The sequence below is a fragment of the Pelosinus fermentans JBW45 genome (assembly GCF_000271665.2).
Lineage (GTDB): Bacteria > Bacillota > Negativicutes > DSM-13327 > DSM-13327 > Pelosinus > Pelosinus baikalensis.
The window spans coordinates 2,887,591-2,910,331 of sequence record NZ_CP010978.1 but is presented as its reverse complement, the minus strand read 5'-3'; the positions used below and the strand labels follow the sequence as shown (position 1 = coordinate 2,910,331).

General features: G+C 37.5%; 20 protein-coding genes. 15 read left to right on the top strand and 5 right to left on the bottom strand.

The features are described 5' to 3' along the window. The first annotated feature begins 236 nt into the window (after window positions 1-236). From JBW_RS12885 to JBW_RS12860, 6 genes are all read left to right on the top strand, one after another. Window positions 237-2,057: a DNA/RNA non-specific endonuclease gene (locus JBW_RS12885; RefSeq protein ID WP_007952460.1), complete on the top strand. Its 1,821-nt coding sequence runs from the start codon at window positions 237-239 to the stop codon at window positions 2,055-2,057. 307 nt (window positions 2,058-2,364) lie between these two features. Further along, window positions 2,365-2,664 (top strand): nucleotidyltransferase family protein, encoded by a 300-nt coding sequence (locus JBW_RS12880; RefSeq protein WP_007952461.1) that lies wholly within the window; start codon window positions 2,365-2,367, stop codon window positions 2,662-2,664. Continuing rightward, window positions 2,651-3,049 (top strand): nucleotidyltransferase substrate binding protein, encoded by a 399-nt coding sequence (locus JBW_RS12875; RefSeq protein WP_007952462.1) that lies wholly within the window; start codon window positions 2,651-2,653, stop codon window positions 3,047-3,049. Before JBW_RS12880 ends, JBW_RS12875 begins: the two co-directional genes overlap by 14 nt. A 204-nt stretch (window positions 3,050-3,253) precedes the next feature. Then, a complete protein-coding gene (locus JBW_RS12870; protein ID WP_007952463.1) occupies window positions 3,254-3,805 on the top strand; it encodes a CBO0543 family protein in 552 nt (183 codons plus the stop codon). A gap of 172 nt (window positions 3,806-3,977) precedes the next feature. Beyond that, window positions 3,978-4,400: a C-GCAxxG-C-C family protein gene (locus JBW_RS12865; protein ID WP_007952464.1), complete on the top strand. Its 423-nt coding sequence runs from the start codon at window positions 3,978-3,980 to the stop codon at window positions 4,398-4,400. 377 nt (window positions 4,401-4,777) lie between these two features. Further along, the gene (locus JBW_RS12860) at window positions 4,778-5,143 is read left to right on the top strand and encodes a 3D domain-containing protein (protein WP_200896992.1); all 366 of its coding nucleotides are present in this window, start codon (window positions 4,778-4,780) and stop codon (window positions 5,141-5,143) included. 148 nt (window positions 5,144-5,291) lie between these two features. On the opposite strand, the gene JBW_RS12855 is transcribed toward JBW_RS12860, so the two are convergent. The 3 genes from JBW_RS12855 to asnB form a co-directional block, all read right to left on the bottom strand. Then, entirely contained in the window at window positions 5,292-6,485 is a 1,194-nt protein-coding gene (locus tag JBW_RS12855; RefSeq protein WP_007952466.1) for an MFS transporter, read from the bottom strand. Window positions 6,486-6,518: 33 nt separating this feature from the next. Then, complete coding sequence (locus JBW_RS12850) at window positions 6,519-7,412, bottom strand: LysR family transcriptional regulator (RefSeq protein WP_007952467.1); 894 nt, start codon at window positions 7,410-7,412, stop codon at window positions 6,519-6,521. 266 nt (window positions 7,413-7,678) lie between these two features. Further along, window positions 7,679-9,520, bottom strand: a complete 1,842-nt coding sequence (gene asnB / locus JBW_RS12845; RefSeq protein WP_007952468.1) for an asparagine synthase (glutamine-hydrolyzing) — start codon at window positions 9,518-9,520, stop codon at window positions 7,679-7,681. Window positions 9,521-9,712: 192 nt separating this feature from the next. Between asnB and JBW_RS26040 the strand changes: the two genes are divergently transcribed. Next, window positions 9,713-9,844, top strand: coding sequence for a hypothetical protein (locus JBW_RS26040; protein ID WP_268747860.1), 132 nt, complete (start codon window positions 9,713-9,715; stop codon window positions 9,842-9,844). 61 nt (window positions 9,845-9,905) lie between these two features. On the opposite strand, the gene JBW_RS12840 is transcribed toward JBW_RS26040, so the two are convergent. Then, entirely contained in the window at window positions 9,906-10,358 is a 453-nt protein-coding gene (locus JBW_RS12840) for a hypothetical protein (protein ID WP_007952469.1), read from the bottom strand. A gap of 109 nt (window positions 10,359-10,467) precedes the next feature. Beyond that, entirely contained in the window at window positions 10,468-11,154 is a 687-nt protein-coding gene (locus JBW_RS12835; RefSeq protein WP_007952470.1) for a flavodoxin family protein, read from the bottom strand. 475 nt (window positions 11,155-11,629) lie between these two features. On the opposite strand from JBW_RS12835, the gene JBW_RS25745 reads away from it, so the two are divergent. The 8 genes from JBW_RS25745 (at window position 11,630) to JBW_RS26035 (ending at window position 22,708) form a co-directional block, all read left to right on the top strand. Beyond that, window positions 11,630-11,779: a hypothetical protein gene (locus JBW_RS25745; RefSeq protein ID WP_235333774.1), complete on the top strand. Its 150-nt coding sequence runs from the start codon at window positions 11,630-11,632 to the stop codon at window positions 11,777-11,779. 221 nt (window positions 11,780-12,000) lie between these two features. Next, on the top strand, window positions 12,001-12,879 hold the full coding sequence (locus JBW_RS12830; RefSeq protein WP_007952471.1) for a GIY-YIG nuclease family protein: 879 nt from the start codon (window positions 12,001-12,003) through the stop codon (window positions 12,877-12,879). A gap of 66 nt (window positions 12,880-12,945) precedes the next feature. After that, window positions 12,946-13,152 carry a hypothetical protein gene (locus tag JBW_RS12825; protein ID WP_036680011.1) on the top strand — a complete coding sequence of 69 codons (207 nt, stop codon included), beginning with the start codon at window positions 12,946-12,948 and terminating at the stop codon, window positions 13,150-13,152. Between the two features lie 249 nt (window positions 13,153-13,401). Further along, on the top strand, window positions 13,402-16,275 hold the full coding sequence (locus JBW_RS12820) for a DEAD/DEAH box helicase (RefSeq protein WP_007952472.1): 2,874 nt from the start codon (window positions 13,402-13,404) through the stop codon (window positions 16,273-16,275). 260 nt (window positions 16,276-16,535) lie between these two features. Beyond that, window positions 16,536-19,334, top strand: coding sequence for a DEAD/DEAH box helicase family protein (locus JBW_RS12815; protein WP_007952473.1), 2,799 nt, complete (start codon window positions 16,536-16,538; stop codon window positions 19,332-19,334). A gap of 1 nt (window position 19,335) precedes the next feature. After that, window positions 19,336-20,901 (top strand): type I restriction-modification system subunit M, encoded by a 1,566-nt coding sequence (locus tag JBW_RS12810; protein WP_007952474.1) that lies wholly within the window; start codon window positions 19,336-19,338, stop codon window positions 20,899-20,901. Next, window positions 20,898-22,172 (top strand): restriction endonuclease subunit S, encoded by a 1,275-nt coding sequence (locus JBW_RS12805; protein WP_007952481.1) that lies wholly within the window; start codon window positions 20,898-20,900, stop codon window positions 22,170-22,172. Before JBW_RS12810 ends, JBW_RS12805 begins: the two co-directional genes overlap by 4 nt. 401 nt (window positions 22,173-22,573) lie before the next feature. Further along, on the top strand, window positions 22,574-22,708 hold the full coding sequence (locus JBW_RS26035; protein ID WP_268747859.1) for a hypothetical protein: 135 nt from the start codon (window positions 22,574-22,576) through the stop codon (window positions 22,706-22,708). Window positions 22,709-22,741 lie beyond the last annotated feature (33 nt).

Here is a 22,741-nt window from a genome sequence, read left to right as displayed (position 1 = left end):
TTAACTATAATATTTTCTTTAGTAGCCATTGCATTCGATTATTAAATCAACAAAACTCCTGTTACTGTTAAATTTGTGATTCATTTAGCAGGAGTTTTATCTTACCATGACAAATGCTAAAATATGGGAATAAATATATGTATTTCCTCGAAGAAAAAATTCATTATCTCTTTAATTTTCTAATATATTATTAAACCTGTTCCTTTATTTTTGGCAGTTGAAAGGAGGTCTAACCATTGTCAGTTATATCATATCAAGATTTTCCTAGATTGAATAAGAGCCTTGTAGATAGGCAAGAGCAAAATTCACTGAAACGCTACATCGATCGAAGGAGTGAACGAGAGCATATTGCTAGTAAACTTTCAACCCAAAGCCCTCTCGAGGTAGATACATCTTACCGAGTTGCGATTCGTAAAACACTCATCAATCCTCGAGATGGCTTGTCTATGAAGCGGATCATCGGTGAAAGTGACCTATTTCCCATTTCGTATCTGGAAGCGGGGTTGAAAGCTGGTAAGTCCGTGTGTAGAATTGAAATACGTGATTCTATCGGTAGGGTACTCGGGCATGGTACAGGATTTCTCGTTGCGCCTTCTTTGCTGCTTACCAATCAGCACGTCTTAGACAGCGCAAGCGTAGCACGTTCTAGCCTCGCCCAATTTAACTGCGAGGTTGATCTCAACTTAATGCCGCGTCAAATCAAAAGCTTCCGTTTTGTACCGGAACGTTTGTTTATAACGGATGTGAAACTTGATTTCACATTAGTCGCATTAGAGACTGACTCTGCTGACGGAACGAAATTAAGCGAATTTGGATTCTTACCACTGTACATAGAATCAGGAAAAGCACTCTTAGGTGAATATGTCTCGAGTATCCAGCATCCTTCAGGAGCACCCAAAGTAGTTGCGATTAGAGAGAATAGAATCACCGATATATTTGACGACTTTATCAACTATACAACAGACACTATGCCAGGTTCGTCGGGTTCTCCGGTGTTTAATGATGAGTGGGTGACCATTGCTCTTCATCATACAGGCGTTCCTGACCCCGATGACAGTACCAAATACATTGCTAATGAAGGCATTCGTATCAGTAGTATTATGGAGTGTATTACCCTGCTGCGACCCACACTACATGAAGAGCAGCAAGTACTACTGGATAGTCTCTTTGCTAGTTCTGGGTTGCCGTACATTGAAAGAAGTCAGATGATAATAGGGAACTTAGCTATTGACTGGTATGAAAGATCAACTGGTTATAACACTGCCTTTCTCGGCAACCATTATGCAGTACCTCTCCCTGAGTTGCGATCTGATCTAAAGCAGGATATTGCCCTGCTAAAGAATGGTACAACAGTACTAGATTATACCCATTTTTCGATTGTTATGAGTAAATCGCGTCGCTTAGCGTATTATACAGCAGTAAATATTAATGGACAACAGCTCATTAATATTCAGCGTCCAAAGAAATGGTACTTTGATCCTCGTATTGACCGCAAATACCAATGTGGTCCTGAATTGTATGACAACAATGATATTGATCGGGGGCATCTTGTCCGTAGACTGGATCCAATATGGGGAAAGCTTGCCAAAAAAGCCAACGAAGATACTTTCCATTTTACGAATTGCTCTCCCCAACATAAAAACTTTAATCAACTCACATGGCTAGATTTAGAAAACTATATTTTAAAAAACGCTGAGACTTTTGATCTTAAAGTGACCGTGTTCACTGGACCGGTCTTTCGTACGGACGATATGCTATATCGTGGTGTTAAAATTCCCGCCGAGTTTTGGAAAATAGTGGTAATGGTTAAAGAAGATGGCAATCTGTCAGCAACAGCCTATTTGCAAACCCAAAAGAACCTTATTAGAGACTTGGAATTTGCATTTGGCAGTTACAAAACGTACCAAGTAGCTGTCAGTAACATCGAAATTTTAACGGGACTTGACTTTGGTGATTTACGGAACCATGATCCTCTTAGGAGTATTACAGAGGTTGCTGATGATACTGAATCCGCAATCGTTAATGTTATCAACACTCCTTCAGATATTAGAATCTGATTAAGATCAATATTGTCAGAAATACAACGCTCTCTAAAAAAACAGGCGTTGTATTTTTGGTTAAACAATATAAAACAAGGAAAATCAATGAACGAAGTTGAATGTAAAATACTATGGGTTTGTACGAATTACTGTTTATCGGAAGCTATGGAAGCTTCTACAGGCTGGGGATAAGCTGTAATGAATTTCATAAGATTATATGATATACTATTGAACAAAGAAATATTCGTTGATCGATGTTTTTAATAAAGTTTTATTGGCAACAATATAGTGAAAATAAGGTTTAGTGAGAGAGAAGGGCGTATAAATGGATTGTGCACTGAATGATACACTCATTCATTCCATACAAGCTATCGGCAGAGAGTATGCAATCAAACGAATTGTTCTTTTTGGCTCTCGAGCAAGAGGTGACAACAAGTCAACTAGCGATATTGATCTTGCAGTGTACCCTTTGCCAGAATTTAAAAGTAAAGGATATTTCTCCAGTGAAATTGACGATCTTGCAACACTTTTCAAAATAGATGTAATATTTATAGATAATCATACCGATATAAAATTATTAGAAAATATAAAAAAAGAAGGTGTGGTTATATATGAGCGATTATAAGCAAAAATTTGAAAACTACAAGAATGCATTGAACAGACTAAATGATGGAATTATGAAATTTGACCAGACAAATGATTTGTTACGGGATGGATTAATTCAACGTTTTGAATTCACCTTTGAGCTTGCTTGGAAAGCATTGAAAGCTATTTTTGAGGAGGAAGGACTTACAGGTCTTAATTCTCCCAAAACAGTACTTCGTGAAGCTTTCTCCGCAGGACTTATCGAAAAAGATGAATTGTGGCTTGCAATGTTAAGTGATAGGAACACAACTGCACATATCTACAATGAACAATTAGCAATTGAAATATGTAATAAAATTATCAAAGAATATGTATGTGAATTTGGCCAATTGAAAGAACAGATTAAAATGAGAATGGGTATATGAGTGGAGAGTTTAAATGCTTACAAGAGCAGAATTTATGAGATACTTAGAAACAACGCGCTGTCATCATAGATAGTGTGTTTTTTATTATAAGCATAGGGGCTTTGCTGGTGGAAATGATGACAGTGTATATCTAGTTACTCATTGGTGAGACTATGAGCAGAAGATTTATTTACAATTTAACCTTCTAAGGTATGGGGGGATAAGATGAAGCGGATACCAATGTTCGAAGAGATGTATGACCTGCAATCAGCAGCTGATGCAACAGGCCGTGAATTCTGGTTTAATAACGTGGTTTTTTCTTATCAGTGGTGGTTATTAGTGGTCGTAACCATTATTTCCTATATGGTCTGGTGGAAAATTGTTGACCGCAGAAGACTTTTCGAAATAATAACCTACGGACTACTCGTAACGTTACTGAGCGGTTTACTCGATGCTATCGGTGTGGAAATGGATGCATGGGATTATAAATACGACCTTATCCCTTTGCTGGATGTGTTCATTGTCTATGATATAGCGGTATTGCCAGTCAGCTATATGGTTATTTATCAGTATTTTCCAAAGTGGCAGCCATTCATTATTGCTCATATTATCCTTGCATTAGTATTTGCCTTTGGTGCGGAACCGCTTCTGATGAGGTTAGATATATATCAAATGATGCAATGGAAACACATATATTCTGTTCCAGGATACTTCTTCCTTGCCATATTTCTTCGCTGGGTAATGGGGAGATTGATAAAAAAGAACCAATCTCTATAAGGAGAAACCAGTTAGGTACGAGTTTTTTTCAAATTTAGATTTATTCAAAAATACAACGTTCTAAAAACAGACGTTGTATTTTTTTGTGTAACAATATAAAACAAGGAAAATCAATGAACGAAGTTGAAATGAAAGATAAGTCCAGAACTGGAAAGCCGGAGGTGAATTCTAGTTGCAGGAGTTAATAAATGTAAGAGTACATGACTATTATTGGGATGAAGATCTTAGTTGTGCAGTGACAACACTAAAAATTCTATCTGAATTATTCTATACTGAGCTGCATCCGCAAGTCGTAGAAGCTGCATTTGGGTTAAATGCTGGCAGATTCGGTTCTCAGTGCGGTTTAGTTGAGGGAGCATTACTGTTTATCGGAAGCTACGGAAGCTATAGAAATATGAATAAAGAAAACATCGCAGCCATATGTCATGAATTTTGTCGTAAGTTTCAAGCACGTTTCGGCAGCCTATTATGTAACGAATTAAGAACCCAAGGGTTCAGTCCAGGTAACCCTCCACATCTTTGTGAAAATATCACTAAACAGGCTGTTGCTTTTTCTGCGCAATTCATTTTAGAAGAAATGGGAATGGTTTGCTAAATAGCTGGCGTTTTATACTCATAAACATATTTTACGGGTTAAATCTCCTACAGACGTTGAAAAGATAGTAATGGAGAAGTACATTCAGCAAGGCTTGGAAAGCAGCAATATAAGAACAATAAAAGTACCACCAATGTTATCCAATGATAGCTTTGGTGGTACTTTTATATATATACCAATGCAAGGGAAGAAATCAAGAAGACACAATAAGGTTACAAAATCAACTAAGACTTCATAAGATAATAGGAGGGACTTACTGATGCTCTGTGTGAATATTGCATAGGTTTTACGAATGTATTCTGGGAGTTAAGGGAGGTCGATGATTACTGCGTATTACACTGCTTATTTTGGTGCTGCTTTTCACTGCACCACATTGCTTGTACGAAGATAACTACGAAGTACCCGTGGAGTATGTAGCTCCCATAGAGGAAACCGTAGTTGCGGAGCCAGAGCCTCGATATCGTGAAGTTGTCATGGAAATTTCGTACTACACCGCAAATGATGAAGGTATGAATGGCCATGGAATTACCGCAAGTGGTACTAGGGTAAACGAGGGGCGCACAGTAGCAATGAGTTCTAGGTATGCCTTGGGAACTAGGATATGCATAGATGGACATTGGTATGTCAATGAGGATCGAGGTGGCTATATTGTAGGCGATAGGGTCGATGTATACGTTGCAGACAAGGAAAAGGCATTGAGACTCGGGAGGCAGAGGAAAACGGTGAAGATCGAGGAGGAATGACGATGAGAATTCACTGTGGTTGGACTGAAGAATGAACAGGATACAAGAATACTGTGACGTCTGCATAGAAATTTCTATGCAGACGATGAATTTGTGCACGGTATTACATTGGCACAAAGATTGTGCATATGGAATATTTTAAAAATGATTATGCAAATTTTCCTCGGAGGCGTAATGTTAATGGAAGAGTCAGAAGAACAACGAAAGCAATCATTACGACAGCAATGTTTATCCCAACCATATCACTTGCTAATCCGTAAAGAAAAGGAGATATCGCTCCTGAACCAATGGTTGCTGTATAAAAAATGGCAAACGCCTGCTTGCATTGTTCATCAGAAACCAATTCCGGAACACTGCCATACAATACCGATGAAGTACCATTTAATGCAACGCCCAGAATAGGCGAAAGCAGAAGGACAGGCCCTAAGGGAAGAAAAAGTATTCCTAAAATACACAAGGTTGTAACCATCTCCGTAGTCACTACCGTTCGCAATACACCAAATTTTGTAGCTAATTTCCCACATATATATTTACCAATTGCACCTCCTGCAAATACAAGAGACAATGCTAAACCAATCAAACTAACCTGTGCACCTTTTTCTTGCAATAAGAATGGAAAAAAAGTAAGAAATCCCATTCGAGTTGCACTATCAATCACTCCGATCATCGACAAGGACCAAAAAGACTGATTTCCCTTCCACGCAAAACAGCCAAGCGCTGCTGTCTTTGTTTTTCCCTCATTCATTGAAGAGTGCTGCCGAATGTTTTTAGTAATTAGAAAAATGACAATTACACTCATCATACCCAACATACCTAAAAATCGACTTGCAGTCATCCAGTCATATTGGGTAATTAGCAGGGCAGTCATGCCCGGTAATAGCAATTTACCAAAATCTCCAGCTACATTGAAAGTACTAAGAGCGGTTCTGCGTTCAGCTTTATCAGGATAAGCACTCGATATTAAGGAAGACGATAAGGGATGCTGCGTGCTTGATCCTAACCCGCCAATTACTAATAAACAACCAACAATTATTGGTGCTGCTGCCCAGCCGAGCATGAAAACGGCAGCACTGGTGAGAATCGTCCCAAGGAGCAGCAATTTAACTTCGCCCATACGGGAAGCGAGAAAACCTGCTGGTACCTGAAATCCTGCCAAAGAACCAGAAAACAATGTTTTTAGAAGACCAATTTCAGCAAAGGTTAAAGAAAATTGAACTTGCCAGATTGGGAAAAAGATGTAGAGCATGTCACTAAATCCATCATGTATCAGATGAGCGAGACATCCTGCAAATAAGACTTTCTTACCCTTTGTCATTTCTTTACTGTCACAACTTTTATTCATTTTCGTTTCTTACCTTTCCTCTATGCGTTGATGCTACATAGATGATAAATACTCTGATAAACCACCATTGATATTGGCATGCTCGGCAATTGCCATTAATAACGTACGCATTGCCAACGTAAAGGTCTTATCTTTATGAAATATTACCGAAAAATCAATCTCTAACTTTGGTGCATCACAAAATTCATGAAGGGTCCCATCTTCTATATGAGATCGAACCAGCACCTCGGGCAGTACGCCAATACCTAACCCATTCAAAACAGCCTGTCGAACTGCCTCAGAATCACTATATTCTAAAATAGGTATGATTGCATTTTGCCGTAGGTAGGGATTGTATTTTTCCCGATAAACACTGCCTTGTTTTAAGGCAATAAAAGGCTGCTGCCGCAGAGTATCGCCATATGTATCTAGAAGACTCGCATGAGTAACCCATAACAATTTCTCGGCTACAACATTGAACTGCAGAATTCTGCTATTCGATATCTTGTCATGAACCAGAGCTAAATCAAAGCTATTATCTAAGATACCTTTAACGGTAATCGGTATATTGAAACAATGTTCAATACTAACTGATACATTGGGAACCCGCTCTTGAAACTCTCGCAAGATGGGTGATAATGTATGCGCCGCCACAGCAGTACCAAGACCTACCTTAATCGTTCTATCATGGGAAAATTCCTGTACTGTTGCTCGCGCTTCCCCATACAATAACAATAGCTTCTCTGCATAAGCAATAAGACGTAAACCTGCTTTAGTTATATAGAGTTTTTTACCGACCCTTTCAAATAAGAGCACTTCGAAATGTTCTTCCAATGCTCGTATTTGAGCTGTTACCGTTGGCTGACTAAAATTGAGCTGTTCTGCCGCTTGTGTTACATTGCCTATTTTTGCAACTAAGAGAAAAGTTTGTAATAACCGTATATCCATCCAATTGCCACATCCCCGATTTTCACTTTGTACTTATTGTAGTATAATAGTTGCTTCCTGACAATTGATCATCTGTTTGGTCTTTTCTCTTGCTTAATGATACCCTTCTCTTACTCAAAAGAGAAATTGGATATATCTATTGCATCAATAGGCTTTTTTAATTAGAGATGCAGTAAACAGGACTGGAGAATAACTATGCTTATTCTCCAGTCCTGTCTTATAGAATTAAGTTTTATCCAGATCGCATAACATATTTTCTGCATTGATTAGCCTATTTCTACATGATAATCCTTAAGCCAACTATTGATTTGTATAATACGTTCCAACGGATTTATATTGAACACGTGAGTTAATGCAGGGGCCTTCTCTCCAACGATGTCTTTAATCATGGGGACGTTAAGAAAGGGGTAAACTGGTGCATTGGGATCATTCAGGATATCTAGCACTAATCCTTTTACTCCCTTTACATAGTCAGGATGCTGAGAGGTAGGGTAACCGCTTTTACGGCGGTTGCGGGCATCTTCTGGTAATACATCTGCAAAGGCACGACGTAAAATTCCTTTTTCGATGTTATCAACGAATTTCATATCCCACGGTACATTCCAAGCGTATTCTACCAGGCGATAATCGCAGAAAGGCACCCTCACTTCAAAACCGGCAGCCATGCTTAACCGGTCCTTTCGATCTAATAGCACTGGGAGAAAGCGAGTCAGATTCAAGTAAAAGCTTTCACGCTGTTTTGCTGCCAGAGCATTTTCCCCTTTTAAGCGAGGCACTTCTGCAATAGCTTCTTGATATCGCTGTGCAATATATTCTTTAGGATTGACCTTCTCAAGTACCTCAGGAGATAGCCAAGAAAGTATTGTTTGGGCTACTTCTATTTTCCCAAAGGCAGCAATCCAGGGAAAGGTAGAGATTTGCAGTAAATCCTCACTGCCGAACCAACTATAACCACCAAAAATTTCATCGGCAGACTCTCCCGATAAAGCAACGGTTGCATCCTGTTTAATTGCTTTGAACAGACGATACATCGAAGTTTCTATTTGACCAAAGGCAGGATAATCATGGGCATACATAGGTGCCAAGATGTTTTCCAATAGTTCTGCAGTATCCACCGTAATGATATGATGCTGTGTCCCAACATATTCAGAAACACGTTTTACCCAAGGTGCATCTAGACTTTCGTGTATGGCGCTAGATACAAAATATTGTTTACTATCTTCGAAATCAACTGAATACGTGTGAAGCTGCTTTCCTTCCCGTTGAAATTCTTTAGCAGCTAAAGCTGTCAAGCCACTTGAATCCAAGCCGCCTGACAATAATGTGACAATCGGCACATCGGCAATCAATTGCCGTTTTACAGTATCTTTCAGCAAGTCACGAATATGTTCTGTGGTACTCTTCAAGTCGTCTGTATGGGGTGCACTATGCAAAGACCAATACTGGGTCATGTGTTTCCCGCTTTGGTTAAAAATTGCATAATATCCTGGGCGAACTTCATGAACGTCATGAAACATACCAAATCCCGGCGTATGCAGTGGAAAAACATTAAACAGTTCTGCTAATCCTTCCTTGTCTATCTTTGCCTTGACCAGTGGATGAGCCAGTAGTGCTTTCGGTTCTGAACCAAATAAAACAGCACTGCCGCGCTGCGCATAAAATAAAGGTTTCACACCCATATGATCTCGCGCTAAAAATAAATGCTGTTTACGATCATCCCAAATGCCAAATGCAAAAATACCATTTAAATGAGAAACACAGTCTTCCTTCCATTCTAAATAGGAATGCAATAGCACTTCGGTATCTGATTGCGTAGAAAAAGTATGACCGAGTGTCTTTAGCTCTCTTTGCAATTCTTGATAGTTATAAATTTCTCCATTAAAAGTGATGGCATAGGTATAATCACCTGCTTTATAAATCATTGGCTGCAGACCGCATTCCGGATCAATTACGCTAAGGCGGCGATGCCCGAATGCAGCCCGAGTCGAAAGCCAAATACCTTCTGCATCTGGACCACGATGACGTAACGTGCTGTTCATCTTTTCGATGAGTTGTTTTTGTTGGTTCAAATCTTTCTCCCAATCAATCCATCCTACGATTCCGCACATATGCCATGAACCTCCTAATTTCATAAACTGTATTTTAACAAAAACCATAACAAATTACAGATCAATTATATATATTGTCCGCAAAAATCTTTCGAAAATACAAGTTATAATATGGCGTTATTAACGAATAAAGAGAAAGCGGATTTCTATAATTTCTCGAAAGTTTAAAACAATTAAAAAGGAGATGGCATTTTGGGTATACGCCAAAACCCTGCCAAGGCAGGAATAGCCAGAACGCTGGAGAAATATAGATTTAGCGGCTATCGGGGTTATGTGCATGATGGAGCATTGAAGGATGCAGCTTCTTTTGCGGAACGTCGCTAAGTGTCCTTCTAAACAGCAAAAAAGCGAGCGTATGAAACGCCCGCTAGGAATGGATTCGTTATTATCGTAAGGTAAACGTATTGTCTTTAGGATGCCAGCCTTTTTTACCGATGAATATTTGATCGGTCGCCATGTCATGACCATCTTTATTGATATCAAAAGTTAAGGTATCTCCTCCTCTTATTTTGAAATCTAATTCATCAATCCCGCGTCCTGTGAAACGGAAGCGAATCGTATTACGGTCACGGTCTACTTTGACGAAATCACCGTTTTCCAGATTTTTCTCATCAATACCGTAAAAGCGTCCGTCTGTACGAATCACGCCAGAAAATACATGTTGCTTACGAAAGTTAGTTGTTTTCACATGAAACTCGTCATTTCGATCATGCCATACGGACAGGCTGGAGGGACTTTGTGCTGGACGACCCTCGGAACGGTCACTCCAGGCAAAAGCGGTTCCAGATAAGGTGACAAGGAAGCAGGTGAGTAGTGCGAAGCAAGGTAATTTTTTCATATGTAACATCTCCTTAATCTCAGTCTGATATTACTATATTACAAAACTTTGACAAAAGTATGACAATGGAAAGGGAAAAGCCGCTCATAATCTATCTTCGGGAGTGTAATTACTTTATTAAATTAGCACCTAATTCAAATGCTTTTTGACAATCTAAAGGAAATTGAACTCTTCTATGTTCAGCTTTTTCTTCTTCAGAGAACATGTCGGCTTTGTATTTTGAGTAATCGTCAAATTGATAAGTATCATATGAATGCAAAACTTCTGGCTTTGTAAGCGTACGTTCTATCCAAGTTTCCATTATATTGAGTGTTGATAGTATGCTTATACCTTGTATATTAAATGTAGCTGCCAAATTGGTATCGTTCATCATTTCTTCTGTAGCACCCATTGTATAAATAAATGCTGTTGGCATCCTTTTTGGTGCAATTGAAGGATGGTTAGGAGCATAAGCTAAGTAAGGGAATAGTAATCTTTCCAAAAATGATTTTAATTGACCTGTTATATTCAAAAAATAGATTGGGCTTCCCAATATAATCCCATCGGCTTGCGATACTTCATTTAAGATTTCATAAAGATCGTCTTTTACTGCACATTTTCCATAACTTTTACCTTCAAGCCTTTTACAAGCAAAGCAACTTATACATCCAGTGAAGTTTAAATCATATAAATTAATTATTTTAGTTTCGACTTCCTTATCCTTTGCTGATTCCTTCACTCCATCTAAAGCTTTTTGAAGTAGCTTAGCTGTGTTTTGATTTTTTCTTGGACTTCCATTAATAGCGTAAACTTTCATAATAACACTCCTCATATATATATATATTATATAACGCACTAAACAAATTCTTACAACTGAACACAAAGACGATCAATAACTTCTCCAGACCTTTTATTTACTATTCTGTTCTTGTTCCTAAAATTTATCCAGTTTGTACTGCTAAAAGCTGCCCTATGGTATTACCCACTGGACGCTCCATCCACGCTATAATAATATATACTAATGTCACAACTAATAAGTACGCACTTATTTGTAGTATAGTATATATTTTTATACCACGTGTATTTTTTTATGAAGGGACAATGGGGACGCTCCTATTTGTCATAAATGTGATAGAATAGGAAAGAGATGGTAAAAATGGCCAGACAGGCGAGAGGACTAAGCGCTACAGGCTTTTATCATATAGTTTTTGTGGCATAAATCGGCAGCATTTATGAGGACGAAATCGACTTTTTATATTTAGTTTAAAACGATGAAAGGCGGAGGTGGCATTTTGGGTATACACCAAAACCCTATCAAGGCAGGAATAGTCGGAACGCTGGAGGAATATAGATTTAGCAGTTATCGAGACTATGTGCGTGGGGGGACATTGACAGATACAGCTTTTTCTTCAAATGACCATTTTGACGTGTCAGGAAGCTGAATGTTACTCTTTAAATACAATGCTCTGAAAACAGGTGTTGTATTTTTTTGTCAAACAAGGAAAATCAATGACTAAAGTTGAATTGTAAAACTAAGAGATTTTTAAAAAAGTAGAAATAACTGCTAGCAAAAATAGCCGGGAATATCGTTTTAAATAATTCTAGTTAAGATCTGTCTAGAAAGATTATTATAAAAGAATATAAAAGTTAAGGAATGATGATAGTGTCAGGTAAATTAATTCGGCTATTTTTAACCGATGGACAACCTAATGGACTTCGAACAATTGAAGTTTCAAATATGACGATTCACGGAACTATTTTCCCTCGACCGCAATTAGATAAATTTATGATGCGAGAATCAGCAAAAAAACCAGGTGTATATATGTTACTTGGAGCAGATGAAGATGATCCAGAGAAAAAGGTTTTATATATAGGCGAGGGTGATCCAGTGCTGCCTAGGCTGAAAAGTCACGCGATTAACAAAGATTTTTGGACGGAGGCTATTGTATTTTCATCTAAAGATGATTATCTAACCAAGACACAAGTAAAATACCTTGAAGCAGAATTATATGCTCTGGCTAAGGAAGCGTATAGAACCAAACTTGATAATGCGCAGATTCCGACAAAACCAAATATTTCTGAAGTCGATGAAGCCGAAGTGAGTCAATTTTTAGATGCGATCAAATTATTGTTGCTAACGCTGGGAATTGATATTCTAGAGCCTCGAATATTAGTTGAAGAAAATACGGTTTCTATAGAAAATATTTTTGAGTTGAAGGTTAAAAATGTCTTTGCTAAAATGGCAATTATTAATAATAAATATGTAGTCTTAAAAGGATCGACATCTGTGATGGATAATAGGCCATCGATCCCTAATTTTCTTGTGAAGCTTCGGCAAGATTTAGTCGACACAGGTATAATGTTGAATAATGGAAATGGTCTTTATATATTTATGCAAGATGCTACTTTCAATAGTCCCAGTTATGCGGCAGCAGCCATTGTTGGTGGTGCTGCAAACGGTAGGAAATTGTGGAAGCGTGAAGGAAAGATGTTGAAAGAGATTGATAAAGAAATGGCGGATAATGGGGAAGAGCGTGATTAGTATACTTTTTGTTAGCATATAGTGGCAAAATGTTGACAAAAAGAGAGCGTCCCTGTATGTCTCAATGTGTCAGGAAAGATCAATCCATCTAAAGAAGAAATTCGCCGCAAAATATTGCGATGTACAGAAGGAAGCGAACCTCATGAAATAGCAGCTTGGCCCAAAGCAGAGCGTGATGCTTTACTTAGGCAATTGAAAGACAAAGAAGGACTCTCCATTCGCCAAATTGAGCGAGCCACCGGAATATCTCGTGGTGTGGTAGCAAGAAGTTGACAGAAAAGGAACGTCCCTTAGCGTCTCAAAAAGTAACAAGCAGCGGACAATATTAGGGAGATATTTTTAAATGATTCAAGTCAAGAATCACTTAAAAATATAGAAAATTCAGAAAGAAATATAATCAAATTGCTCATGATTGTCTTTAGGGAGAGGTTTATTTATGTAATAGCAAATTTGTAAGACAAAAGACCACCATGGCTGCATACTTAATTCTGTTATAGAAGATTGAAAAGGTGGAGTTGCTATATGAATAACTATTTTTCAAAACACTACTCAGCCATTAGATATCCTAAACAAAAAAGTAATGGGAACGGTTTGCGTAATGCTCAAATAGGTGCTATACATTCTATTAATTCGTTCTTTACTTTAAGAAAAAATAAAGCAGCGATTGTTGTTATGCCTACTGGTTCTGGAAAAACGTCAGTTTTAATGATGTCACCATATGTATTGGAGTCTAAAAAAGTATTGGTTGTAACCCCTAGCGTTCTGGTAAGAAGTCAAATTGTAGAGGATTTTGGTGAATTGAGAACACTATGCAAAGCTACCGTATTTCAAAATAGTACTATAAAGCCCAAAGTGTTTGAACTAAAAAACAAATATGATGAGCAGTATTATAATAGTATATTAGAAGCCAATGTGGTTATTTCTACTCCACAATGTGCATTAGTACTATCTCAAGATCAAAAAGCTCAAAAGTTATTTGACTTAGTTTTAGTTGATGAAGCACACCATTCTCCAGCAAAAACATGGGAAGAAATTCTTGTAAATATGAATTTGGCAAAGCAGATTTTGTTTACTGCAACTCCATTTAGACTGGATAAAAAAGAAATACGCGGAGAAATAATTTATTCTTATCCTTTATCTATGGCATATCGTGATGGGATATTTGGAGAAATTGAATATGTTCCTTTAGAAGAAAATGATGATAAGGATATTTTAATCGCTACAAAAGCCGAAAAAGTATTTTTATCTGACAAAGCACAAGGATTGTCTCATTATCTAATGATTAGAACTAATTCAAAGAAGCATGCAGCAGAACTGTCAGAGTTGTATGCAAGAAATACACAATTAAGATTAAAAAATATCGATAGCTCTAAAAGCAATAAACATGTTAAAGAAGTTGTAGAACAATTAAAAGCTGGAGAAGTGGATGGAATTATATGTGTTGATATGTTAGGAGAAGGATTTGATTTTCCAAACCTAAAAATTGCGGCAATACATTCCGCACATAAATCATTGGCTAATACGTTACAATTTATTGGCAGGTTTGCACGAACCAATTCTGAGAACATTGGTACAGCAAAGTTTATAGCGATGAATGATAGCGAGCTTATTATTGAAAATAACAGATTATATTCTGCTGATGCTATATGGCAAGATATGATAATTGATATGAGTGAAAATAAAACTAATTCCGAAGAAGAACTGAAGCAGTATTTTCATGATTTTGAACAACGCGATAATAAGAGTACCAATTTTGAGGATGATATTTCGTTATACAATATTTGCCCAAACTGCCACGCTAAAATATTTAAAGTTTCAAATTTTATTCTAGATTCAAAATTCCCTGATCTTTGTAAGATTACAACAGGTGTGTTGGTAAACAAAAGAGAAAATACTATTATAGTAATTGGACAAGAGTATGTATCTCCAAAGTGGAGCAATGGAGATACTTTGAACGACATAAGTCATAAGCTATTTATTGTACATTTTCAGCAAAGTACAAACTTGCTCTTTATCTATTCTCAGCTTAAAAGCGAAACAATTTATGAAGAAATAGCAAAAGCATATTGTGGAGAAAATAATTTTTATAAAGTTTCAAGATCTGAGATTCACCATGTACTTGGAGAGCTAAGGTCATTTGAGATTTTCAATTCTGGTATGCTCAATAGGTATGCTAAAGCTGGTGAAACATATCGTATTATGGCAGGGTCAGATGTTAGTAAATCGATTAATCCTACAACTGGAAAAATGTTTTCTCCGGGACATGTGTTTTGTAAAGCACAAGGCTTAGAGAATAACATTACAATAGGTTATAGTAGTGGGTCTAAAATATGGAGTAGTGCTTACTTGACTATTCCTGAATTTGTAAAATGGTGTGATTTTAATGGAACAAAGATTGCAAACCCAAACATTACTGTGAAAACGGAAACAAATTATGATTTGCTTCCAGTGCCAGAAGAGTTAAAACAATATCCCGATAATATCTTTATGTGGGACTTTGGTGGAGATACATATATTACACCGCCAGTTTTTTGTATTGAGCAAGAAGGTGGATATAAGAGTACTTTACTCGATGCAGATTTGAGAATCAATAAAATCAACCATGCCTTTATTTCATTAACTATTTACATCAATGGTAATACACAAGAGCTAATTTGTAATACAAGTGGTATTTACTCGTCTAAGCTCGATACAATATTTTTAAAAGATGGAAGGAAAGAGGTATCAATAGCTGAATATCTAAATCAAAATCCTTTGAGCTTTAGAACTTCAAATGATATATTAATTATTCGAAATGAAGTTCATAAAGGAGATCCAAATTCAATAATTTTTGATCAATCAAATATAAAAGAAATTAATTGGAAGCAATATGGAACCAATGTGAACAATGAATGCAATGGGAAAGACTCTATTCATTCAGCTCTGGAGACAATTTTAATATCAAACTCATCTTATAGCTATATTATCTATGATCATTCCAGTGGAGAGATTGCCGATTTTATTACTGTTGAGGAAATGCTAAATTCATTTGAAGTATCTTTGTTTCATGTAAAAGGAATGTCTGCCACTCAATATAATTCAAGCGTGTCAGATGTCTATGAGGTAGCTGGACAAGCTGTTAAATGCTTGATATGGTTGAAGAATAAAGGAACTCTAATTAATAAAATTGCTCAGCGAAGAAAGTCTAACAAGTGCAAGTTTCTTAGTGGAGATCATAAAGGCTTTTTGGATTCACTAAAACAGAATAAACCTTTGGTGGGTAGAATTATTATTGTTCAACCTTCTATTAGTAAGACAATCCCGATGCCGGAGAAAATTCAAGAAGTTTTAGGAGCATCAAATCATTATATTAGAAGTTCTGGAAGTGCTGCTCATTTTGAAATATGGGGCAGCTGAAGGACATATATGCTTTAAAAGATACAAAAATACAACGCTTAGAGAAAGGCGTTGTATTTTTTTGTAAGAAAACAAGGAAATTCAATGGACGAAGGTGAATTATAAAATATTCTGGATAATTGTCCCGTAAAGGAAAGTGTCACTGTTATATAGGATGCCTAACCCTTGGGTTTATCGTATCATAAATAATGTACTATCATAAATGAGTTGGGATAACACATATACTTGTCCTTGTGTGTTACTCTAAGATAGGAGAAACGATGAAAACGGAAGCAGAAACACGAAAAGAACTAATCGATGTAAAATTACATATAGCGGGTTGGGATGTCAATAATCTTACTCAGGTTTCTAAAGAGTTTGATATTTCTGTACCCCTACCAGAGGGCGTGGCAGAGGCGCGAACTCCTTATGAAGGTCATCAATATAGTGATTATGTTCTATTGGGTAGGGATGCAAAGCCCCTTGCAGTTGTCGAGGCGAAAAAGACTTCCAAAGATCCTGCAATTGGTCGGGAACAGGCAAAACAGTATTGTTATAACATTCAAAAACAACGTGGTGGCAAACTTCCTTTCTGCTTTTATACGAACGGTCTTGAAATTTACTTCTGGGACTTAGAGAATTACCCTCCTCGAAAGATATTAGGTTATCCAACAAGAGATGATTTAGAACGGTTTCAATATATTCGCGAACATAGGAAACGGCTTGCTGATGAGCTAATCAATACAGAAATTGCTGGAAGAGATTATCAGATTCGAGCGATCCGTTCTGTAATGGAGGGAATTGAAAAGAAACAACGAAACTTTCTTCTAGTGATGGCCACAGGGACTGGTAAAACAAGAACATGTATTGCCCTTGTGGATGCACTCATGCGTGCAGGTCATGCACAAAGAGTGTTATTTCTGGTGGACAGGATTGCTTTACGGCAGCAGGGGCTAGAAGCTTTCAAAGAACACTTACCCAATGAACCCCGGTGGCCGAAAGACGGCGAAAAACTCATTGCAAAAGATCGTCGTATCTATATTTCAACCTACCCCACGATGCTCAATATTATCAGGGAAGAGGAAAACACTCTTTCACCTCACTTCTTTGATCTAATTGTAATTGATGAAAGCCATCGTTCCATATATAATACCTATGGAGAAGTACTTGACTATTTCAAAGCGATTAGCCTCGGGCTAACCGCAACGCCGACAGATATCATAGATCACAATACTTTCAAGCTTTTTAATTGCGATAATGGTCTTCCAACGTTTGCTTACACATATGAAGAAGCAGTGAATAATATACCGCCTTACTTGTGCAGCTTTCAGGTGATGAAAATACATACCAAGTTTCAGGATGAGGGTATTAGCAAGCGAACAATCTCTCTGGAAGACCAAAAACGATTAATTCTTGAAGGCAAAGAGATAGAAGAGATAAATTTTGAAGGTTCCGAGCTGGAGAAAACTGTTATCAATAAGGGAACAAATGCGCTTATTGTCAAAGAGTTCATGGAAGAGTCAATTAAAGATACAAATGGTGTATTACCTGGGAAGACGATATTCTTTTGTTCTTCTAAGTCTCATGCCCGGCGGATTGAACAAATATTTGATTCTTTGTACCCTGAATACAACGGTGAACTGGCTAAGGTACTTATCTCAGAGGATTCAAGGGTCTATGGCAAGGGCGGACTTCTAGATCAGTTTAAAAACAACGATATGCCGCGTATTGCCCTTAGTGTTGATATGTTGGATACAGGTATTGATATTAGAGAACTAGTGAATCTTGTTTTCGCGAAGCCTGTCTATTCTTATACTAAGTTCTGGCAAATGATTGGCCGTGGTACGAGGCTTTTAGAACCACACAAAATGAAACCATGGTGCACGGTTAAAGATAGGTTCCTTATTTTGGATTGCTGGGATAACTTTGCATATTTTAAGCTCAATCCTAAAGGCAAGGAAGCAACAGTTCAAATTCCGCTCCCAGTACGCTTTATCGGCATACGGCTTGATAAAATAGAAAAGGCAATTGACACGCAAAACCATGCCATTGCCGAAAAAGAGATTAGTAAGCTTAGAAAGCAGATTCAGGAACTCCCGCAAAACTCGGTGGTGATTCAAGAGTCAGCCACAGAATTGCAAAAACTTGAAGATGATAATTTCTGGACAAAATTGACTCATGATAAGATTGAGTTTTTACGTGCCACCATAAAGCCGCTTTTTAGAACGGTTTCCCAAACCGATTTTAAGGCTATGCGATTTCAGAAAGATTTGCTTGAAGCATCCTTGGCGAAGTTGGCAGATGAAAAAGAAAAATTTGAAACCTTAAAGGATAATCTTGTCGAGCTGATTGGTGAACTTCCTCTTTCAGTCAATATTGTTGCAAGAGAAGAGTCGATTATTAAGCTTGCTCAAACCAATCACTATTGGGCAAGGGCAACGGATGAAACGTTTGATGAACTTGCCGAAAAGTTATCTACATTAATGAAATATCGTGATGGTGATATTCAATCTTTAGGACCTGCTAAGTTTGACTTTACCGATTTACTGAAAACAAAAGAAATGGTAGAGTTTGGGCCGGAACATTCAGCGGTGAGTGTTTCTAAGTATCGTGAAATGGTAGAAAAGCTCATTATGGAACTTACAGAACGAAACCCGATTTTGCAGAGGATCAAAGAGGGTAAAGAGATTACCGAAGATGAGGCACAGGAACTCGCCGCCATGTTACACGACGAGCATCCTCATATTACGGAGGATTTACTTAAAAATGTGTATAAAAATCGAAAAGCAAAGTTCATTCAGTTCATTAGACATATCTTGGGCCTAGAAGTATTGGAAAGCTTCCCGGAAACAGTCACTAGAGCATTTGAACAATTTATTCTTAGCCATACCAATCTAAGTTCCCGGCAATTGGATTTTTTGAATCTATTGAAAGAATTTATAATGGAAAAAGAGACTGTGCAAAAGCGTGATTTGATAGAATCACCTTTTACAGTATTGCACCCACAGGGAATCCGTGGCTTGTTTACCCCTGCAGAAATTAACGAAATCTTAGAACTAACAAAAAAGGTGGCAGCATAACTTGTTACAAAATAACGCAGCACTTAAAAGTAAAATTAATCAACTATGGGATAAATTTTGGAGCGGTGGTATTTCCAATCCTATCACCGCTATTGAACAAATTACTTATCTCCTATTTATGAAGCAACTGGATGATCTTGATCTGAAACGGATATCGGATGCTGAATTTACAGGTGAAAAGTATACCTCTAAGTTTGATGGACAGTTTATCCTGCCCGGCACCGAACAAAAAGTGGATAAACAGACTCTTCGCTGGAGTGATTTTAAACAAATGCCAGCCGAAGAGATGCTTTCTCATGTGCAGATGAAAGTATTCCCCTTCCTGAAAATGCTTAATGGAGATGAATCGCCCTTTACTCATCACATGCAGAATGCGGTTTTTATTATCCCTAAGCCTGCCTTGCTGGTAGAAGCCATATCTACCATCGAAGAGATATTTGCGGAGATTGAAAAAGATGCCAACGAAGGCGGACAGGCATTTCAGGACATTCAAGGGGATGTCTATGAAATGCTTCTCTCCGAAATTGCCTCAGCAGGCAAAAATGGACAATTTAGAACACCTAGGCATATCATCAAGCTTATTGCAGAACTGGTAGAGCCGAAGTTGGGCAACATGATTGCTGATCCCGCCTGCGGAACGGGCGGTTTTTTACTTGGTGCTTATCAGTATATGGTGACCCAGCTTGATAAAAACAAGAAGAATATTCAGCCCGACGAAGATGGTTTTATTCGCAATTCGGTGAGCGGTCTCTTGACTAAAAAAGTGAGTGATATTCTCAATGACAGCTTGTATGGCTACGATATCGATGTGACCATGGTGCGGCTTGGTCTGATGAACTTGATGATGCACGGTGTGGACACTCCCCACATTGATTACAAAGATACCTTGAGTAAAGGTTTTACCGAGTCCAACCAATATCAAATTATTATGGCCAATCCCCCATTTACCGGCAGTATCGACAAAGGTGACATTAACGAATCTCTCAAATTAGGAACTACCAAAACTGAACTTTTGTTCGTGGAAAATATCTACAATCTACTTAAAATGGGTGGCACTGCAGGTGTAATTGTGCCTCAGGGTGTATTATTCGGCAGTGGTAAAGCCTTTGTTGAAGCAAGAAAAATACTTGTTGAGAAATGTGAACTTAAGGCCGTTATTGCTATGCCTAGTGGAGTATTTAAACCATACGCTGGAGTCAGTACCGCAATTTTAATCTTTACCAAGGGCGGTGAAACGGAAAATGTCTGGTTTTACGATATGCAAAGCGACGGCTATAGCCTTGATGATAAGCGGACAAAACAGGAAGGGTATGGCGATCTACAGGATATTGTAGCGCAGTTTAAAAAGCGGGATCAGAGGAAAGAAATTGATCGCAAAGAGAAGTTTTTCTTTGTGCCTAAAGGCGAGATTGTAGCAGAAAATTATGACCTCTCGATGAGTAAGTACAAAGAGGATGTATTTGAAGAAGTTGAATATGAGAAACCGGCAGTTATTCTTGCTAAGCTTAAGACTATGGAGAATAAAATTGATCAGGAGTTGAGTGAGCTTGAGGGGATGCTGGGATGAAAAGTAAATGGGACATTGTAAATCTAGGGAAGTATATTTCTCAGCAAAGTATCCGAAATCGTGGATTGGAAAACATCGAGGTATATTCTGTAACTAATTCTAGTGGATTTACAAAATCTACTGATTATTTTAACAAAGAAGTTTTCAGTAAAAATTTATCTAATTACAAGCTTGTAACAAGAGAACAATTTGCTTATAATCCATCAAGAATTAATGTTGGTTCTATCGCATGTTTATTTGATGCGAATTTTGCTTTAGTTAGTCCATTATATGTAATATTTGAGGTTGATAAGGATAATTTATTTCCAGAGTATTTACTTCGATATTTAAAAAGTAACTATGGTAATGTGCAAATTAGGAATAATACACAAGGTTCTGTTAGAGATTCTTTAAAATATGAGGGACTTGAAAAAATTCAGATCCCGCTCCCTCCCCTCGACGACCAAATTCGCATTGCCGCCGTTCTTACCCGGGCGGAAAAGCTGATTGCCAAACGCAAAGAGAGTATCAAGGCGTTGGACGAACTTTTGAAGAGTACCTTTCTGGAGATGTTTGGCGATCCGGTAAGGAATGAGAAGGGGTGGGACAAAAAAGAATTCGATAGTGTTGTTAAAGATTTTAGAAATGGACAATCACCAGTTAGTACAGGAAATATAAAAGGAAAAGTTTATACTTTATCAGCTATTACAGGTGGCATTTTTAAGGGGAATGAGTATAAAATATCCACGTTTGAATCTATTAATGACAATAGTATAGTTAAAAATGATGATTTCCTTATTTGCAGAGGAAATGGAAATATAAATTTAGTAGGCCGAAGTGTGGTTGTTAGAGATATTTCTGATAAAATAATCTTTCCTGATACTATGATTTGTGCAAATATCGATATAACAAAAATTAATAAAAAGTTTATTGAATTAATGTGGAAATTGTCTTTTGTAAGAAAACAGATAGAGAATTTTTCACGAACAACTAATGGTACATATAAGATCAATCAGCAATCATTGAAAAGTATAATAATTATTGTACCACCCGTAAACTTACAAAACCAATTTGCCGCCATTGTTGAAAAAGTCGAAGTACTTAAAGCAAAATACACCCAAAGCCTCACTGACTTGGAAAACCTCTACGGTTCCCTCAGTCAGCGGGCATTTAAGGGAGAATTGGATTTGAGCAAGGTTCCGTTGGAAAAAGAAAACCAAGTAATAGAACTTTACGATGAAGGAATGGCTGCAGCAACTATGACTAGTGAATTATCCGCATCAAAAAAATAATCAGAAGCCGAGTTAGCGATGATAAGGTAGACACAGCTTATATTCATCAGTGGAATGGTGCTGTGTCTTTTGCTATATATAATCATTAGTAAGTTATAGTGTGCGGTTCTACGAATGAATTAGTAACGAGACCAACGCATCAGCTTGAGGGGCTGATGGGCTTAAGCCAAAAAAAAGCAGAAAGTGGGAGTGTAATTTATTTTGTATAAAATTAAATCACTCATAGTAAAAAAATGATATTTTGGAAAGTAAATAACTCATTGCATTTAGCAATTATTTTCCATATGGGATGTGTCATTCACGCTAACGCGTGCATAACACATCCCGTATGGAAAATCTCAATACTTTCAGAAAGTCAACATCAAAGACCTGCTACTTATCTGTAACAGGTCTTTGATGTTATGTTTGCAACAAAGGGAAGGCATTCAGATCATTTTGTTGATGTAAAGAAAATGATCGAGTTAAGTAAAAGTATACAACGAGAGATTGATGACATCCACCATGAAGAAAAGTTTGAAAAAAGTGTCGAAATATGAGATACTGATATTACATTTTACTTGGTATACTTC

What these genes read in the sequence shown, in the direction of transcription:
- JBW_RS12870 (WP_007952463.1), top strand. Translation starts at nt 3,254, where the DNA reads ATGAAGCGGATACCAATGTTCGAAGAGATGTATGACCTGCAATCAGCA.
- asnB (WP_007952468.1), bottom strand. Translation starts at nt 9,520, where the DNA reads ATGTGCGGAATCGTAGGATGGATTGATTGGGAGAAAGATTTGAACCAA.
- JBW_RS12875 (WP_007952462.1), top strand. Translation starts at nt 2,651, where the DNA reads ATGAGCGATTATAAGCAAAAATTTGAAAACTACAAGAATGCATTGAAC.
- JBW_RS26035 (WP_268747859.1), top strand. Translation starts at nt 22,574, where the DNA reads ATGTTTGCAACAAAGGGAAGGCATTCAGATCATTTTGTTGATGTAAAG.
- JBW_RS12840 (WP_007952469.1), bottom strand. Translation starts at nt 10,358, where the DNA reads ATGAAAAAATTACCTTGCTTCGCACTACTCACCTGCTTCCTTGTCACC.
- JBW_RS12805 (WP_007952481.1), top strand. Translation starts at nt 20,898, where the DNA reads ATGAAAAGTAAATGGGACATTGTAAATCTAGGGAAGTATATTTCTCAG.
- JBW_RS12835 (WP_007952470.1), bottom strand. Translation starts at nt 11,154, where the DNA reads ATGAAAGTTTACGCTATTAATGGAAGTCCAAGAAAAAATCAAAACACA.
- JBW_RS12820 (WP_007952472.1), top strand. Translation starts at nt 13,402, where the DNA reads ATGAATAACTATTTTTCAAAACACTACTCAGCCATTAGATATCCTAAA.
- JBW_RS12855 (WP_007952466.1), bottom strand. Translation starts at nt 6,485, where the DNA reads ATGAATAAAAGTTGTGACAGTAAAGAAATGACAAAGGGTAAGAAAGTC.
- JBW_RS12880 (WP_007952461.1), top strand. Translation starts at nt 2,365, where the DNA reads ATGGATTGTGCACTGAATGATACACTCATTCATTCCATACAAGCTATC.
- JBW_RS12815 (WP_007952473.1), top strand. Translation starts at nt 16,536, where the DNA reads ATGAAAACGGAAGCAGAAACACGAAAAGAACTAATCGATGTAAAATTA.
- JBW_RS12850 (WP_007952467.1), bottom strand. Translation starts at nt 7,412, where the DNA reads ATGGATATACGGTTATTACAAACTTTTCTCTTAGTTGCAAAAATAGGC.